This is a genomic window from Enterobacter sp. Ap-1006, assembly GCF_011752835.1.
GTDB lineage: Bacteria > Pseudomonadota > Gammaproteobacteria > Enterobacterales > Enterobacteriaceae > Cedecea.
Genome location: NZ_VWWU01000001.1, coordinates 823,842 through 840,657, shown reverse-complemented (window position 1 = coordinate 840,657; position 16,816 = coordinate 823,842). Strand labels below are relative to the sequence as shown.

16 protein-coding genes are annotated in these 16,816 nt (G+C 53.1%); 3 read left to right on the top strand and 13 right to left on the bottom strand.

Annotated elements, in window-relative coordinates:
• Positions 1 to 11: 11 nt before the first annotated feature.
• Positions 12 to 542, bottom strand: coding sequence for a Csu type fimbrial protein (locus F3J28_RS03930; protein WP_166872966.1), 531 nt, complete (start codon positions 540 to 542; stop codon positions 12 to 14).
• Between the two features lie 656 nt (positions 543 to 1,198).
• Between F3J28_RS03930 and F3J28_RS03925 the strand changes: the two genes are divergently transcribed.
• A complete protein-coding gene (locus F3J28_RS03925; protein ID WP_166872963.1) occupies positions 1,199 to 2,464 on the top strand; it encodes a dicarboxylate/amino acid:cation symporter in 1,266 nt (421 codons plus the stop codon).
• A 210-nt stretch (positions 2,465 to 2,674) separates the two neighbouring features.
• Here the strand turns inward: F3J28_RS03925 and cheW are convergent, their stop codons facing one another.
• The 6 genes from cheW to flhD form a co-directional block, all read right to left on the bottom strand.
• Complete coding sequence (gene cheW, locus F3J28_RS03920; RefSeq protein ID WP_008453882.1) at positions 2,675 to 3,169, bottom strand: chemotaxis protein CheW; 495 nt, start codon at positions 3,167 to 3,169, stop codon at positions 2,675 to 2,677.
• Between the two features lie 28 nt (positions 3,170 to 3,197).
• Positions 3,198 to 5,216 carry a chemotaxis protein CheA gene (gene cheA, locus F3J28_RS03915; RefSeq protein ID WP_166874413.1) on the bottom strand — a complete coding sequence of 673 codons (2,019 nt, stop codon included), beginning with the start codon at positions 5,214 to 5,216 and terminating at the stop codon, positions 3,198 to 3,200.
• Positions 5,217 to 5,226: 10 nt separating this feature from the next.
• Positions 5,227 to 6,156 (bottom strand): flagellar motor protein MotB, encoded by a 930-nt coding sequence (gene motB, locus F3J28_RS03910; protein ID WP_008453876.1) that lies wholly within the window; start codon positions 6,154 to 6,156, stop codon positions 5,227 to 5,229.
• A complete protein-coding gene (gene motA / locus F3J28_RS03905) occupies positions 6,153 to 7,043 on the bottom strand; it encodes a flagellar motor stator protein MotA (RefSeq protein ID WP_166872960.1) in 891 nt (296 codons plus the stop codon). The genes motB and motA overlap by 4 nt, the downstream gene beginning before the upstream one ends.
• Before the next feature lie 125 nt (positions 7,044 to 7,168).
• Positions 7,169 to 7,747, bottom strand: coding sequence for a flagellar transcriptional regulator FlhC (gene flhC / locus F3J28_RS03900; protein WP_039294634.1), 579 nt, complete (start codon positions 7,745 to 7,747; stop codon positions 7,169 to 7,171).
• A 3-nt stretch (positions 7,748 to 7,750) separates the two neighbouring features.
• Positions 7,751 to 8,101: a flagellar transcriptional regulator FlhD gene (gene flhD / locus F3J28_RS03895; RefSeq protein ID WP_008453867.1), complete on the bottom strand. Its 351-nt coding sequence runs from the start codon at positions 8,099 to 8,101 to the stop codon at positions 7,751 to 7,753.
• Between the two features lie 937 nt (positions 8,102 to 9,038).
• Between flhD and uspC the strand changes: the two genes are divergently transcribed.
• Together uspC and F3J28_RS03885 are read left to right on the top strand one after the other, a co-directional pair.
• A complete protein-coding gene (uspC, locus tag F3J28_RS03890; RefSeq protein WP_166872957.1) occupies positions 9,039 to 9,458 on the top strand; it encodes a universal stress protein UspC in 420 nt (139 codons plus the stop codon).
• A gap of 817 nt (positions 9,459 to 10,275) precedes the next feature.
• The gene (locus F3J28_RS03885) at positions 10,276 to 10,779 is read left to right on the top strand and encodes a non-heme ferritin-like protein (protein ID WP_166872954.1); all 504 of its coding nucleotides are present in this window, start codon (positions 10,276 to 10,278) and stop codon (positions 10,777 to 10,779) included.
• A 70-nt stretch (positions 10,780 to 10,849) separates the two neighbouring features.
• Here the strand turns inward: F3J28_RS03885 and F3J28_RS03880 are convergent, their stop codons facing one another.
• From F3J28_RS03880 to F3J28_RS03855, 6 genes are all read right to left on the bottom strand, one after another.
• The gene (locus tag F3J28_RS03880) at positions 10,850 to 11,101 is read right to left on the bottom strand and encodes a DUF2766 family protein (protein WP_008453864.1); all 252 of its coding nucleotides are present in this window, start codon (positions 11,099 to 11,101) and stop codon (positions 10,850 to 10,852) included.
• A gap of 109 nt (positions 11,102 to 11,210) precedes the next feature.
• Positions 11,211 to 12,185 (bottom strand): ABC transporter ATP-binding protein, encoded by a 975-nt coding sequence (locus F3J28_RS03875; RefSeq protein ID WP_166872951.1) that lies wholly within the window; start codon positions 12,183 to 12,185, stop codon positions 11,211 to 11,213.
• Complete coding sequence (locus F3J28_RS03870; RefSeq protein ID WP_166872949.1) at positions 12,178 to 13,155, bottom strand: ABC transporter ATP-binding protein; 978 nt, start codon at positions 13,153 to 13,155, stop codon at positions 12,178 to 12,180. The genes F3J28_RS03875 and F3J28_RS03870 overlap by 8 nt, the downstream gene beginning before the upstream one ends.
• Positions 13,148 to 13,993: an ABC transporter permease gene (locus F3J28_RS03865; protein WP_166872946.1), complete on the bottom strand. Its 846-nt coding sequence runs from the start codon at positions 13,991 to 13,993 to the stop codon at positions 13,148 to 13,150. The genes F3J28_RS03870 and F3J28_RS03865 overlap by 8 nt, the downstream gene beginning before the upstream one ends.
• 2 nt (positions 13,994 to 13,995) lie before the next feature.
• A complete protein-coding gene (locus F3J28_RS03860; RefSeq protein ID WP_008453857.1) occupies positions 13,996 to 14,949 on the bottom strand; it encodes an ABC transporter permease in 954 nt (317 codons plus the stop codon).
• A gap of 58 nt (positions 14,950 to 15,007) precedes the next feature.
• Complete coding sequence (locus tag F3J28_RS03855; protein ID WP_166872943.1) at positions 15,008 to 16,597, bottom strand: ABC transporter substrate-binding protein; 1,590 nt, start codon at positions 16,595 to 16,597, stop codon at positions 15,008 to 15,010.
• Between the last annotated feature and the right edge of the window lie 219 nt (positions 16,598 to 16,816).

Below are 16,816 nucleotides of genomic sequence, written 5' to 3'. Positions count from 1 at the left end.
TTATCCTGAAATCAGTAGTTAACGTTGACGGTCACCGTATCCGCATAGCTATCTGGCGTGTAGTTGGCGCTCGCCGCAGTGGCATAAACCGTATACGAGATAGCCAGCCCGGTGCCCAGGCCCGCCACGCCGTTACCCACCGTGGTTGTGGTGGCGGTGTTACCCCAAACTGGCCCGGTCGCCGAGGTTTGGTTCAACTGATAAGGGACTTTGTCGGTGTTGGTGGCAGAGTTAAGCACGGACGACATGGCTCCCGAACCGGTGGCGGTGCCGCCGTTGGCCGCAGAAGGCGCAAGCCCGATAAAATAGGGCGTTGCCTTGGAGCAGTTCACGGTGAACGTATTACTTTGCGAGGTGTTTACTGCGCTGGCGGCAACCGACCCGAGGTTAATGTTCGAGGCTGCACCCGCCGTTACTGTACAGGACTTTGTAATCGTAATGAGGACCTGAAATGTACCGTTTGCCACCGCCGCATTAGCCGATGGAATAACCGCAAACGCAGTACAAGAGAGAATTAAGCGTGCTGCAGTGGCTGAATTCATATCCTTACCCTCATTCAAATGACTCAATCATACTTCGTGAATACACAACGAAGCGGCACGGGATGATTTAACGCTAGTCTATATTCCGCTTTAATAAAGAAGGCGGACGCCATAACTTGTCTTTTATATAATTCGTCATGAAGCCAAATGGCTGCCCATCAGATCTCGTTCATGCTGTATAAAAAATCATTTTGCCCACAAACAATCCCAATCGTTCATTTATCAAGCAAGCAAAACGGTTTCTGGCCGCAACCTTTATGGGCCTGTCGGTAAGAAAAAAATCAGTACGTTACGCCATCACTTAGTTGAAATTTAGTTTAGAGAATGGGAAATAACCAGACCACGTCAAAAAATTCATTCAGAAGGATAATTGACACAATATTATCAATAAAAACAATAAATTAAATACAAAACACCTTACATCACTGCAAAACGAAAAGAATATATCCGTAATTTTGTGACGGTCATCACAAATAATGATTAAGTGCTGCTTAATTAACAATTAACAGAATTTATAAAAAAGAGTTGTATATCGACGCAGTTTGATTCAATTTATGCTCCGCGCATTTACTGCCCGGAAACAATAATTATATAAGGGTCAGTAAGTTACAAAAAAACACACATTAACTACAGTCAACTACGGGGTTACTAAGTCAGTGGCAAGTTCAAACAAACTCACGCTATTCATCATTTTGTTCATGATAGCGGGGATCTTCACCGGTGCGGCCATCCACGAATACGCCGCCGCCGACGTCATCAAAAGCTACGCCGATAACATCACGCTGTTTACCGATATCTTCCTGCGCCTGATCAAGATGGTGATTGCGCCGTTGGTCTTCAGCACCCTGACGGTCGGTATCATGAAGCTCGGCGAAACCTCCACCATTGGCCGCGTCGGCGGTAAGGCGATGGTCTGGTTTGTCTCTTCTTCCGTGCTGTCTATTCTGGTCGGCCTGTTTATTGTCACCCTGGAGCATCCGGGTGCAGGCATGAACCTGGAAGTGCCAGCCGAAGCCGTGCAGACCGGCCTGGCCGTCAGCGGAATGACGCTGAAAGCCTTTATTTCCCATACCATCCCAACCAGCATTGCCGGAGCGATGTCGGACAACGAGATCCTGCAGATTGTGGTGTTCTCGATGTTCTTTGGTATTGCCGGCGCGTCTTTGGGCGAGAAATTTAACGCCCCGTTGGTGAGCGCGCTGGACGTTGTCTCCCACATCATGCTGAAAGTGACCGGCTACGTGATGTATGTCGCGCCGCTGGCTATCTTCGCCGCCATCTCTTCGGTAATTGCCACCCAGGGCCTGGGCATTCTGCTCAACTACGCTTCGTTTATCGGCGGCTACTATGTGGCTATCGTGCTCACCTGCATCGTACTGATTAGCGTGGGTTACATGGTGCTGAAGCGTGATGTGTTCCGCCTGCTGGCGATGCTGAAAGATCCTGTTCTGGTGGCCTTTACCACCAGCAGCTCTGAAGCGGCCTATCCGAAAACGCTGGACCAGCTTACCCGCTTTGGCTGTTCCCGCAACATCGCTTCGTTTGTGCTGCCGATCGGTTACTCCTTTAACCTGGTAGGGTCGATGGTCTACTGCTCCTTTGCGTCCATGTTTATTGCCCAGGCTTATAACGTGCATCTCTCCTTCTCTGAGATTGCCGTGCTGATGCTGACGCTGATGCTGGCGTCCAAAGGGATTGCCGGCGTGCCGCGCTCCGCGCTGGTTGTGCTGGCGGCAACAATTCCAAGCTTCAATATTCCGGTAGCAGGCATCCTGCTGTTGATGGGGATTGACCACTTCCTGGATATGGGCCGCTCGGCAATCAACGTGCTGGGCAACGGCGTGGCAACTGCGATGCTGTCCAAGAACGAAGGCATGCTGGAAGAAACCGGCACCGTGCCGGTGGAAGAAGTTAAGGCATAAAAAAAGGGCTACCCTCGGGTAGCCCTTATCGCAGGCCGGCGATGTCTGGCAAACGAACCAATACCAGATTCCACCAATAAATATACTGGAAAATCACTTTGTGATTTTCGGCTGATAACCACACAGAGGGAAAAACCACGCTTTTTCCCTCTGTGTAAAACAATAAAAGGGCTACCCTCGGGTAGCCCTTCTTATTTTTAGCAAACCGGATTAAGCGACCGCAGAATCCAGCAGCTCCATCTCTTCGCTGTTCAGCAGCTTCTCAATGTTCACCAGAATCAGCATACGTTCGCCCAGCGCGCCCAGGCCCGTCAGGTATTCAGTTGACAGAGTGACAGCGAACTCTGGCGCAGGACGAATCTGATCCGCCGTCAGCGACAGCACATCGGACACGCCGTCAACCACAATCCCGACCACGCGTTTTTCCAGGTTCAGCACGATAACCACGGTATTGTCGTTATATTCCACGCCATCCTGTTCGAACTTCAGGCGCAGGTCGATAATCGGCACGATCACGCCGCGCAGGTTGGTGACGCCTTTAATAAAAGCAGGCGTGTTCGCGATGCGCGTCACCTGATCGTAACCGCGGATCTCCTGCACCTTCAGGATATCAATGCCGTACTCTTCAGCGCCGAGGGTGAACACCAGAAACTCCTGGCCTACGTTTTCCCCGGTCAGTTTTGTCACATTCGTTAGTGCAGTCATTTGCGTACCTATTCTTTTAAGCGGTTAATCAGGCGACGGTTAGCGCCAGACGTTGTTCACGGTTTAGCCCCTGCAGCGCAGAAACATCGACGATCAGCGCCACGCTGCCGTCACCCAAAATGGTGGCTGCAGAAATACCCGGCACCTTGCGGTAGTTGCTTTCCAGGTTTTTCACCACCACCTGATGCTGGCCAATCAGCTGGTCGACCAGCAGCGCGTAGCGGCGTCCGGCACTTTGCAGGATCACAACGATGCCCTGCGTGGCTTCGGTTTTTGCGCCCTGAACGTCAAAGACTTTCCACAGCTCAACCAGCGGCAGATATTCCCCACGCACTTCCAGTACGCGTTCGCCGCCCGCCAGCGGGTGAAGATCTTCTTCCTGCGGCTGCAGAGATTCCATCACCGCGTTCAGCGGCAGGATAAAGACTTCGTCGCTCACTTTAACCGACATGCCATCGAGGATAGCGAGCGTCAGCGGCAGCAAAATGCGGATGGTCGTCCCTGCTCCGGCTTTCGACTGGATTTCGACGTGACCGCCCATCTCCTGGATGTTACGTTTCACCACGTCCATGCCCACGCCACGGCCAGACACGTCGGTGACTTGCTCGGCGGTGGAGAAGCCCGGCGCGAAGATCAGCATCCCGACTTCGTCGTCGGTCATGCTTTCACTGACCGGCATCCCCTGGGAAATCGCCTTCGCCAGAATACGCTCGCGGTTGAGTCCTGCCCCGTCGTCGGTCACTTCGATACAGATATTGCCGCCCTGATGTTCCGCAGACAGGATCAGGTTCCCGACTTCGGACTTCCCTGCCGCACGGCGTTTTTCCGGCGACTCGATACCGTGGTCAAGGCTGTTACGTACCAGGTGCGTTAGCGGGTCGATAATGCGTTCAATTAGGCTCTTATCCAGCTCGGTGGAGCTGCCCATCAGCGTCAGTTCCACCTGCTTGTTAAGCTTCCCGGCCAGATCGCGGACCAGACGCGGGAAGCGGCTGAAGACGTATTCCATCGGCATCATGCGGATAGACATCACCGATTCCTGGAGGTCGCGCGCGTTACGCTGCAGCTGCCCCATGCTGGTGATCAAATCCCCGTGGTTGACAGGGTCGAGCTCGTTAGAACGCTGGGCCAGCATGGACTGGGTGATCACCAGTTCGCCCACCAGGTTAATCAGTTGGTCAACTTTCTCTACCGCCACGCGGATACTGGTCGATTCAGATGCGCGAGCGGCAGGTTTATCGCGCTCAACGCGCCCTGTCGCAGGGGTCAGCGGCTCAGGCAGGCCCGCTTTTTGCACGGCGACAGCCGTTTGAGCAGGTGCTTCAGGCACCGCCACCGAAGTGGTTTCTGCCACCGCTGGCGCGCTGGCTGCGGTAACCGGCACAAAGCTGATTTGCTCAGGCTCAATCACGAAGCAAAGTACGGCCGTAATATCGTCTTCAGTGACGCTGGTTTCCAGCGTGGCCGTTACGGAAGCGGCGTCTTTGACCACCTCGCTCAGGGTGCCCAGATTCCCCAGCTCTTCGAGCATCAGGTCACGTTCAGCTTCTTTCAGGCCGTCAATCACCACGCGCAGCCTGCCACCGTTGTCGGCAGGCGCGGACGCAGGCTGTTCGGTTTCTACCACGGAGAGTTTGGCCGGCGCCGATGGTGCCTCGCCTTTGGCTTCCAGGGCCAGCTGACGCAGCGCTTTGCAGATGTAGTCGAAGCTTGCGGCATCCGGCTCTTCAGAATTTTTATAGGCGTCCAGCTGTTCCTGCATAATATCCTTGGTTTCCAAAAACAGGTTGATGATATCGGTGTTGAGCTGCATCTCACCGCGCCGCGCTTCGTCGAGCAGGTTCTCCATCAGGTGGGTCGTTTCCTGCAGGATGGAGAAGCCAAACGTGCCGGCCCCGCCCTTGATGGAGTGGGCCGCACGGAAAATAGCGTTCAACTGTTCAGAATCCGGCGCCTCGGGCACCAAATCCAAGAGATGCTGCTCCATATCGGCCAACAGCTCGTCGGCTTCGTCAAAAAATGTCTGGTAAAAATCGCTAATATCCATGCTCACGCTATCACCTCGTGCCTGGTTGTGGCGCAACTGTGTTATTTGCCGGAGCCGCCGTAGGATCCTGCTGCAGAACGCTGAGAGGCTGGTTCTCGCTCTCGGAGTTCTCATGCATGATGGCGTCTTCGGTCTGTTTATTAAGCACCAGCAAACTGATGCGACGGTTAATGGCGTCCCCGCCTCCACGTTTGGAGAGGCTCATCTGCGAGGACATCCCGATGACGCGCAGCACTTTGCCATCGTCGAGGCCGCCGGCGACCAGCTCACGGCGGGAAGCATTCGCGCGGTCGGCGGAAAGCTCCCAGTTGCTGTAGCCGCGCTCGCCGTTAGCATAAGGCAGGTCATCGGTATGGCCGGACAGACTGATCTTGTTAGGAATACCGTTCAGCACCGGGGCAATTTTGCGCAGGATGTCGCGCATGTAAGGCTCCACTTCCGCACTGCCGTTTTTAAACATCGGGCGGTTCTGGCTGTCGATAATCTGAATACGCAACCCTTCCTGAACCAGGTCGATTTGCAGGTGTGGGCGTAGCGCGCGCAGCTTAGGGTCAGACTCAATAAGCTGGTCCAGATCCCCTTTGATGCGCTTCAGGCGGTTGGCTTCCATGCGCTTGCGCAGCTCTTCAATGTTGGGCTGTTTTTTCACTTCGCCCTGCTGCTGGGTGACATCATCGCCCCCGCCCGGAATAGGACTTTCGCTGTCGGCGATACGCTGGCCCCCGGTAATGGCCTGCGCCAGCGGGGTGCGGAAGTAGTCAGCAATTTGCGCCAGCTCTTTCGGGCTGGAGATAGAAATCAGCCACATGACCAGGAAGAAAGCCATCATCGCGGTCATAAAGTCCGCGTAGGCAATTTTCCAGGAGCCGTGGGCCGCCCCGCCGTGTCCCTTGTGCTTGCGGCGCTTTACGACAACGATGGGATGGGCCTGATTCTTCATACTTCTTCTTCCGTCGCGCGCTGCGAGTTCGGGGAACGTACCGCTCTGACGTGCTCTTCCAGTTCAATGAACGATGGGCGCTCGCTGGAGTAAAGCGTTTTACGGCCAAATTCCACCGCGATTGGCGGGGCATAACCGTTGAGGCTGGAGAGTAAAGTGACCTTCACGCACTGCATCATTTTGGTGGTTTCGGCACTTTTTTGGCGCAGCACGCTCGCTAATGGGGAAATAAAACCATAGGCAAGTAAAATACCGAGGAAAGTACCCACCATAGCGTGCGCAATTAATGCGCCTAATTCCGCAGCGGGACGGTCGGCGGATGCCAGAGCGTGCACAACCCCCATTACCGCAGCAACGATACCGAAGGCCGGTAATGAATCCCCCATTAACGCAAGGCTGTTGGCCGGTATTTCCGCTTCGCTTTCATGGGTCTCGATTTCTTCATCCATCAGCGCTTCAATTTCGAATGTATTCATATTTCCGCTGATGATTAAACGCAAATAATCGACAATAAAATCAAGCATCATGGTGTCCGCTAAAATACGCGGATAGCTGGCAAAGATTTCGCTTTCTTTAGGATTTTCGATGTCTCTTTCGAGTGAAAACATACCCTGCTGACGCGACTTAGCCATCAGACGATAAAGCAATGCCATCAAATCCATATACATGCTTTTGGTATATTTTGAGCGTCGGAAGAGCAGCGGCAGCGCTTTTAAGGTGCCCTTAATCGCCTTGCCGTTATTCCCTACAATGAACGCCCCAATACCCGCCCCACCAATGATCACAAATTCAGCAGGTTGATAAAGTGCGCCAAGGTGGCCGCCGGTCAACATGTAACCGCCGAACACTGTCCCTAAAACAACCAGGTAACCTATTAAAATCAGCACGAGATCATCCTTACGCCGTTGAGTGTAGCGAGGATGCCCAGGAGGCAGGTGCAGCGTCGTGTTTGGGCATAAAAAAAGCAGCGGTAATCACTCACCGCTGCTGGAATACGCAAACACAGAATCTGTTACACAGCCTGTTCCACCTGGTCATCCAGCAGTTGTGGAATAATATCGGCAGCATTCTGGGAAAGTTTACGTCTTTTTACCGCCCTCGATGGCGGCTGGCACAGACTGCAGGCAAAGCTGCCGACCGGCTGATGTGCGTGGGTAATAAAATTGCCCCCACAGCAGTTACACTGGCTCAGCTGGAGCATGCCGCTCTCAACAAAACGCACCAGCGTCCAAGCGCGAGTCAGCGCCAATAGCGGGCCGTCTGACTGGGAAGGACATTGTTCAAGGTAGAGCCGATAGGCCTTAATCACCGCATCAACGCCGGTGCAGAGCCCACTACGAAGTAAAAACTGCCAGGCATTACAGAACATGGAAGCATGAATATTTTGCTCCCAGGTCATAAACCAATCAGTAGAGAAAGGCAGCATCCCTTTTGGAGGAGGACTTCCACGGAGTTCTTTGTAGAGTTTGATCAGGCGACCACGGCTCAACTGCGTTTCGCTTTCCAGCATTTGCAATCGGGCACCCAGTGTTATCAGCTCCATAGCGAGCTGAATGTCGCGAGCTTCCTGGACAATACTTTTCTCGCTCATTTGTTATGCCCTTTTTTTCTTAGGTGCCTCGGCAGGCGACGACACCTCACTCAATAAACGGGTCGATAACAAAATACCGGTATGAATTTGCTGTAAATCATCCACACGGGAGTCTTGTGTTAAGCGAGTAATTGCCTGACTTTCGCTAAAACGGAACTGACAAACTAATTGGTTAGTTTCTGCCAATTTCACCATCTGGGGCAACGTGAGTTCCCCTAACGTATTTGCCATATCTTCAGCGATACCTAAGCGAAACATAGCCGAAGCTTTGTCCTGACTAATAAGACGCTGTGCAAGCAATAAGTACGACAAATTGATGTCGTAAATATGTTTTAGCAACTCGGAAGTATGCATTTTTTCCATCCCGAATAACCAACTATTATTGTATGCGGCCCAGCCTAAATATGTCGGATGACAGTAACGTGTCAGCGCGAGTAAATTCTCCAGAAACTTACGGTTGTAAGAAGCCGAAGCGCATCTGTCGCGCCATTACTGTTTTCTGAACTATTAGGGGGTTGTTACCGCACCCCGCGATGTCGCCGGGTTGCCCCGGTTAAATTAAAACAATCGTTACGGCCAAAATGCACGGATAAATCTTCAGCCCTGACTCAGCCCCTCCGCATCCCACGTAGAAGCCATTTCCCTGACAGAGCCCGAACGCCTGTTGTCGTTCATCATTTTATTACAAAAAACTAAGATTTTTCCTAATTCGGGCAAACTCTACTCGCAGCCCCTGGCACATACAATGCGGCCACCTGCGATTTTGGAATTTATGTGACGCAGATCACATAAATACATCATCCTTAGGAGTGAAAAGCATCAGAATCGCTTTTCATTTGCTTACTTTTTAATCTGATTAAGAATTTTACCGAAGCCGGCAGACGAATAGTGATACTGAAAGATCACAACTCCATGAGTTGTCATTGCTTTTTATCTGATACTGACGGCCAGGAATGCCTGAGCGATCACACTTTATGAAAGCAGTTAAGAGTAATCTGCTGTTATTCATAGACTTAAGTGAAATTATAGCGGCATTTTAACCGAGCGTTATGATTTCAAAAGCGTCAGTTACCGAAAGTTATCACTCGATCCAGGTTCTCAAATTAATCCGTTCGTCTGATGGAAAATTTTCACATTTCGTCTACGAAACAATGTTGCAAATTCGTTTCATAAGAATAACTAAACAATTTCTATGAGTGGCTTCACATTTCGTACCGCTGCACGCGTTGCGCCTGAGTCACAACTGGTGTAAGAAAATGTTAACAATTCACACTAAATGTGGAGGGGTTATATGAGCTATCGTCATGTGCTGGTTGCCGTTGCTATCACGCCTGAAAGCCATCGTCTGGTGCAAAAGGCCGTCTCCATCGTCAAACCCGTCAACGGCAAAATTACGCTGATCACGCTCGCGTCCGATCCCGAACTGTATAACCAGCTTGCCGCCCCAATGCTGGAAAACCTCCGCGATCTGATGCTGGAAGAAACCCATCTTTTTCTCGCTGAGCTGAAAGAGAAAGCGCAATATCCTGTTGAAAAGGTAATTATTTCCACAGGGGAACTAAGCGAGCACATTCTGGATATCTGTGAAAAGCAGGACGTTGATTTGGTGCTTTGCGGTAATCACAATCAGAGTTTCTTTGGCAAGGTTATGTGCTCAGCCAAGGCCGTGGTGGCGTCAAGCCAGGTTGATGTACTGCTGGTCCCGCTTTAATCGCCTCCTCCGACAGAAAGCGGAGCCAGCTCCGCTTTTTCGGCCTCAACTCAACCACCGTTTTGATTATTCCATAGCGACTAATCACGCTTTTTTCTGAAAAATTAACTTTTTATCCTGCATTTTAGCGACTGCCTTCATTAACAAGGAAGACGCTCATGCGCGCGGCAGGATTTTTGGATTGCGCCGGATCTGCGGCTGCGTGGTTTCTGGCTGGAGATACCTCTACGGGAGGATGCAGACGGCTTTTAACCGTACATTGTTGCCAACAGAGCCACATTTGACTGCGTCAGGTAAAAAAATCAATTCATTAGCCGTATCAGCGGATCCCGCTGTATTTCCCCTTCTGGATTTGATTATTTTTTATACCGGAGTGTTTTTCTTACACAACAGCGGCCTGGATCGCAAAACACCTCTCGAACTCCGCGAGCGCAAATTTTGTTTTAAACCCAGATGACAAAATTCCCACCCAGGAGACAGAAACCGCAAACATGACCTCAACACATACAAACAGACAACATTAAAGCCACCCCAAAACTCAAAAATGATTCACATTAAAAATAATTCACGGACTGAACAAACCTCATTTCTGATATAAAGCAAAACAGGGATAAAAATAAAAAACCGATAAATATATTTTATATAAAATACAATGTGTTACGAAAACTCAAAACATGGATAACTTCATGATCTTTTTATCTTAAGGAAAATCAAAAAAAAATAAAAATAGCCAGAATTAGGACTTTTCTCGTCCGTGATAGCGGCGTATGTTTATTTCACCTCTTCATAAAAGTGCTCATGAAATAAGGATATTTATATGCCCACTGCCAGCATGATCCAGAAACTTAATGCGCAAATTAATCGTGAATTCTATGCCTCCCATCTATGTCTGCACCTGAGCGCCTGGTGCGCCAAACACAGCCTGACGGGGAGTGCGAATTTTTTACGTAGCCAGGCACAAAACAATGTGACCCACATGATGCGGGTCTTCAATTTTATGAAGCAGTCCGGCGGTATGCCCAGCGTCGGTACTATGTCCCCGCCTGACTGCCACTGCCTGACGCTGGAAGAGCTTTTTCAACAAACGCTGGATGATTACCATCTCCGGCATGAAACGCTGACCGCGCTTAAGGAAGAAGCTAAAGCCGTCAATGCCGGTAGAGTCGTCAGTTTTTTAATGGCGCTAGGCTTAGAACAGGATCGGGAGGGAGAGCGGCTGAAAACGATTCTCGAAGAGGTCCGGGATGCCAACAAGGCAGGCCTGTGCATGAGCCAGACCGACAGGCGCGTACTCAGTTTTGTCGAACAAGACTATCACTGAGCAGCCGCGACTCAGATAAAAAGCACCGCAACTGGGCGGTGCTTTTGCTTTCTGGCAGCGGATAAAAACTTCAGTGCGCTTCTTTTTGCTGCGTAAATTTAAGCTCAATCAGTGCGATGGCTTTTTGAATCGCCCGGCGCGTGACCGGATCAACGGCCGCAGGATGGGTAGTAAAATCGATGGTTTTCAGCTGTTCCGCCATCTTGTCGCGGACTTCAACGGGCGCAATCACATCAATCACGTCGAGAATTTGTTTAATCACTAACTGGCACGCCACGACATCGGAAACCAGTTCCTGATCGGCAGAGAGTTGTTCGGCCATTTTAATCTCCTGTTTTATTTGCGCGACAGTCTACCTGCGCGCCTCTGCACGAGGCAACAGCCCATTCGCTGGAAGCGCGGTGAAGCGGAAGCAAAATGCCCCCGCCGACTCATTTTTCGAACTGCCAGCAGGCCACGCGGTGACCCGGCGAGATCTCCTGCATTCGGGGAGGTTGCTGGTGACATTGGCCCATTGCTCGCGGGCAGCGGCTGGCAAACTTGCAGCCAACGCTTTCCCCCGTATCACCGCCGATTTCGCCTTTTAGCCCACCCTGTTCCAGCATCTGAATATGCGGGTCGGCAATGGGAATAGACGCGAGCAGCGCGCGAGTGTAGGGATGAGCGGGCTGGTTATACAGCGTTTCCGCAGGCGCCTCCTCCACCAGAGAACCAAGATACATCACCCCGATGCGGTCAGAAATGTGGCGAACCATAGACAAATCGTGGGCGATAAACAAATACGTCAGCCCAAATGTCTGCTGCAGATCCTGCAAAATATTCACCACCTGTGCCTGCACTGAGACATCGAGGGCCGACAGCGGCTCATCGCAAAGAATAAATTCGGGATTCACCGCCAGCGCCCGGGCAATGCTGATTCGCTGCCGCTGGCCGCCGCTGAACTCATGGGGAAAGCGGTCCAGGTGCTCCTGATTTAATCCCACCTGCCCGAGCAGCTCCAGAGTGCGGGCTTTGCGCCGTGCCGCATCATAACCGTGAATACGCATTGGCTCAGCGATCAGCTGCGCCACCGTCATACCGGGGTTTAGCGACGAATAGGGATCCTGGAAAACGGCCTGCATCCGGCGGCGGATAGGCTTTAGCTGACGCTCGTTAAGTGCCGCAATATGTTGCCCGTCGAACTCAATTTCGCCGTCGGTCACCTCGAACAGCCGCAATAAGCTTCGCCCGAGCGTCGACTTCCCGCAGCCGGATTCCCCCACCAGGCCATAAGTTTCCCCCGGAAAAATATCGAAGCTCACGCCATCCACGGCTTTTACCGTGGTCCCCGACCCGAACCAGCCCCGATTAGCGGTGAAATGTTTGTGCAGATTACGCACGCGAATCAAAGGAGTGATGTCAGGCATGAGCGGCCTCTTTTTTCCACAGCCAGCAGTTGACTTCATGGCCGTCGGCGAGCGTGTATTTGGGTGCTGCCGTGTCACAAATGGCCATGCGCTGCGGGCAACGAGCGGCGAAAGGACAGCCGGGCGGCGGATTGAGCAGACCCGGCGGGCTACCCTCAATCGGCGACAAGCGCGCTTCGCTGCCGTCAGGGCGAGGCAACGAAGCCAGCAAACCACGCGTGTAGGGATGGGCAGGCCGATAAAAAATCGCCTCAACGCTGCCCTGCTCCATCACCAGCCCGCCGTACATCACCACCACCCGGGAACAGACTTGCGCCACCACCCCCAGGTCGTGAGTGATCAGTAAGATAGCGGTGTCCGTCTGCTGCTGAAGGTGTTTCAGCAGGCGCAGAATTTGCGCCTGAATGGTCACGTCCAGCGCGGTCGTCGGCTCGTCGGCAATCAGCAATGACGGATGGCACGACAGCGCGATCGCGATCATCACCCGCTGGCGCATTCCGCCGCTGAACTCGTGTGGATACTGATCATAGCGTTTTTCCGGCTGGCTGATGCCCACCTGCCCTAGCATCGCTATGGCCTTCTCTTTCGCCGCCTTCTTACTCAAACTCTGGTGGCGAATAAGGATTTCGCTCATTTGCCGCCCGATGGTCAGCACCGGATTTAACGCCGTCATCGGATCCTGGAAAATCATCGCGATTTCGCTGCCGCGAAGGTGGCACATTTGCTCTGCCGTTTTACGCGCCAGGTCTTCTCCCTGAAAACGGATATGACCTCCCACCACCTTGCCATGGCTGCCCAGCAAATTGATCACCGATTTACAGGTAACGCTTTTGCCGCAGCCGGACTCGCCCACAATACCCACCACTTCCCCCCGCTGCACGCTGAAGGTGACGCCACGTACCGCCTGCACTTCACCCTCGCGGGTAAAGAAAGAGGTTTTCAGGTTTTCAATTTCCAGCAAATTACGCATCGCGATTTGCCCCCGGCTCGAAAGCGGTACGGAACACATCGCCGAGCACGTTAAAACTCAGCACCGTCAGCAGGATCAGCACGCCCGGGAACATGGCAAGCCAGGAGGCTTCGCCGATGTAGGACTGAGCATTATTCAGCATGCTGCCCCAGGAGGCATCCGGCTGCTGCACGCCGAGACCAAGAAAGCTCAATGTTGACTCCATTAGAATCGCCGAGGCGATATTCAAAGTGGCCGCCACAATAATTGTCGGCAAAATATTCGGAATAATGTGCCGGGCGATAATCCTCAGCGGATGCTCCCCGGAGGCCCGGGCATAAATCACGTATTCCCGCTCTTTCAGCGTCAACGTTTCTGCCCGCACCAGTCGCGACATATTCATCCAGGTCAGCGCGCTGATAATCAGAATGATGTTAGCGATGCCGGGCTTCAGGTAAGCATTGAGCACCAGCAGCAGGAAAAAAGCCGGGATCGCCATTAAAATGTCCACCAGCCTCATCAGCAGGTTATCAACTTTGCCGCCAAAGTAGCCGCTGACGGTTCCCACCAGCGTGCCAATCAGCGTGGAAAACAGCATGGCTAAAAACCCGACCATCAGGGAGATTTGCCCGCCATAAAGTGCGCGGGTGAAGTAGTCCCGGCCATATTCATCCGTGCCAAACCAGTGGCTCACATCCGGCGGCAGCATCCTTCCCTGAAGCGACATTTGATTAGGGTCCCACGGACTTAAAAAAGCCGATAATGACGCCAGTGCAAAAATCGCCAGTACCGTCAGAGAAAGCTGCGCGGGGCGGCTGCGTTTCAGGCCCTGTTTAACCTGATTCCATCTTCTGCTCATGGTTACCTCAGCGCCTTAATGCGCGGGTCCGCCACGCGATACAGAAGATCGGCCAGCAGATTCCCCACAATCAGCATCAACGCTGAGAGCAGAATAATGGCCATGATCAGCGGGTAGTCGAGGGAAGTGATGGCCTGGATCCCCAGCAGCCCCATTCCCGGCCAGGAAAAGACGCTTTCCGTCACGTAGGCGCCCACCACCAGCTCGCCAAAAGAGAGGCCAAACAGCGTGATCACCGGCAGCAGCACGTTCTTCAGCACATGCCGGAACAGAATAGTGCGCCGGGTTGCCCCGTAGGCCAGCTGGGTTTGCACATAGTCGGCGGACAGCTGGCTAATGGTATTCGACCGGATGTAGCGCACATAGCTGGAGAGGTTGTAAAACGTCAGCGCGATGCAGGGCAGAATGCCGTGACGAATCACATCGAGCCAGGAGTCCTCCGCGCCGATGGTTCGCATCCCCATGCTCGGCAGCCAGTTCAGCTGCACCGAAAACACGGTAATCAGCAGGATGCCAAACCAGAAGATCGGCACCGAGATCCCGACGTAAGCGAACAGATTCAGAACATGGTCGAGCCAGCGGTGTTTGTACGCCCCCGCCAGCAGCCCCAGCGGGATCGCCAGCAGGATAGCTAACAACAAGGACGCGCCCATCAGGCCAAGGGTGGCCGGGATACGTTCGCCGATCATCGTCAACACCGGGCGGTGGTAAATCAGGGAGTAGCCGAGATCGCCCTGCAGCAAATTTTTCAGCCACAGCAGGTACTGCACCGGCAGCGGCTTATCCAGCCCCATGCTCTGACGGATGCGTTCGATATCCTCCGGGCTCATGCGCGGGGTGATATACGCCTGCACAGGATCGCCTGGGGCCAGCTTCACCAGTAAAAAAGAGACCAGCGAGATAAAAAGCAGCATCGGGAGCAGCTGCAGTAAGCGCCGGAAAAGAAGGTTATTCATAGTTTCGCCTTCCTCCGCCCGGCCAGCACAAACCAGCCGGACGGAGGGTCACTCATTGTTATTGTTGATAAATTTTCGACAGATCCTGGAACATATACACGGGCTTAGGCTCGGCTTCTTTCGTGCCGCCAAAACGTTTGTCCACCGCCACAACCGCGTTGGTGTAGGCAATCGGGTACCAGGCCATATCGCTGGCGACGGTTTGCTGGATCTGCTTGTAGATAGCCGCGCGCTTCGCCGTATCCGTTTCCGTTGCGCCCTGCTCCCACAGCGCATCAAACGCCGGATTTTTATAGTGCGCGTAGTTATAGGCTTCGTTGCTCATATACAGCGACTTATAGCCGTCCGGCTCAGAGCCCATGATGTAACCGCCCAGGCTTAATTCATAGGCCGTGTTTTTCATGTCCTGACTGCGCTGGGACATCGCGTTCGCATCCAGCGGCAGCAGTTCAACGTTGATGCCTATCGCCTTGAGCTGCTGCTGAATGTACAGCCCCATGCTTTCCTGGGTTTTATTGCTGTTGATGTAGGCCAGGCGTAGCTTCACGCCCTCCGGCTGCCCGGACGCTTTGAACAACGCTTTGGCTTTATCAAGATCGAACTTGTACGGCGCCACATCGCTGGTCTGGTAGAGGGTATCCGGGGTCAGAATAGAGGCCGCAGGTATGGCGTAATCGAGCGAGGTGAACGCCGTTTGCACAAGGTCATCTTTGCTCAGCGCGTAGGCGATGGCCTGACGAAGATCTTTGCTCTTCATGCTGTCAACGTTCTGGTTGAAAGTCATGTAGGCCAGGCGGCCTTCCGGGTAAATAACAAAATCAAACTTGCCGGTGGCTTTCAGGCGCGAAACATCCTGCGGATCGACCATCTTGAGATTGATCTCACCGTTCTGCAGCGCGAGGTTGGCAGAGTTGGCGTCCTTCGCGAAGCGGTAGGTGACCGAGTCGAGTTTCGGTTTACCGTTCCAGTAATCATCAAACCGCGTCAGGGCGTAGTACTGACCCGCCCGGTACTCTTTAAACTTGAACGGACCGGAGCCGACGGGCGCATCATTGCGGGTGCTCTTTTCCAGATCGCCCGCTTCGCTGCCGAAGATATGCTGTGGGATCGGGAAGATTTGCACCAGCGTACCGGCAAAGGCGGCGCTGACCTGAGGCAGCGTAAATTTAACCGTGAGCGGATCCACTTTGCTCACGCTCAGGGGCTTGTTGCCATAAACAAACATGCTGCGGAAGAAGCTATGCTGCTTTTCATCCAGCAGTTTATTAAAGGTGAACACCACGTCATCGGCGGTAATCGGCTGCCCATCCTGCCATTTCAGGTCAGGCTTGAGTTTGAGCGTCCAGGTGAGGTTGTCGGCTGACGGCGTCAGGCTTTCCGCCAGGCCCCATTCGATCTTGTCGCCGTTGTAGCTGTACAGCGGCGAGTAAAGCGCCTGCATGATGGTTAACGTAGTCCGATCGCTGGCGTACAGCGGGTTCATGGCCAGCGGATCGCCGGAGGTGATGCCGATTATCAGGCTGCCGCCCTGCTGCGCTTCTTTAGCCGGGGCGGGGGCCGCCGCGGTCTCTTTTTTAGCGTCATCACAGCCGCTTAAGGCCAGGGCCAGCGCGGCGACCAGCGCCGACAATACCAGAGGTTTACGCATTGCTTCAGAAACTCCTTGCTCAATAAGAGCCCGCATAGTGCGACACTCGCGATCGCTTGTAAATGTGCCTAAAAAGCATAAGCTTAGCCGATTTTTAACTATCCGCACGGTGCCTGACGCCAATGCCTGCGGGGAATATTATTTCCCCCATCTGCGTCACATATTTTTGTTTCCGCGCCTGTTTAAGACGTAAAAAAAGCAGCCCGGAGGCTGCTTTGT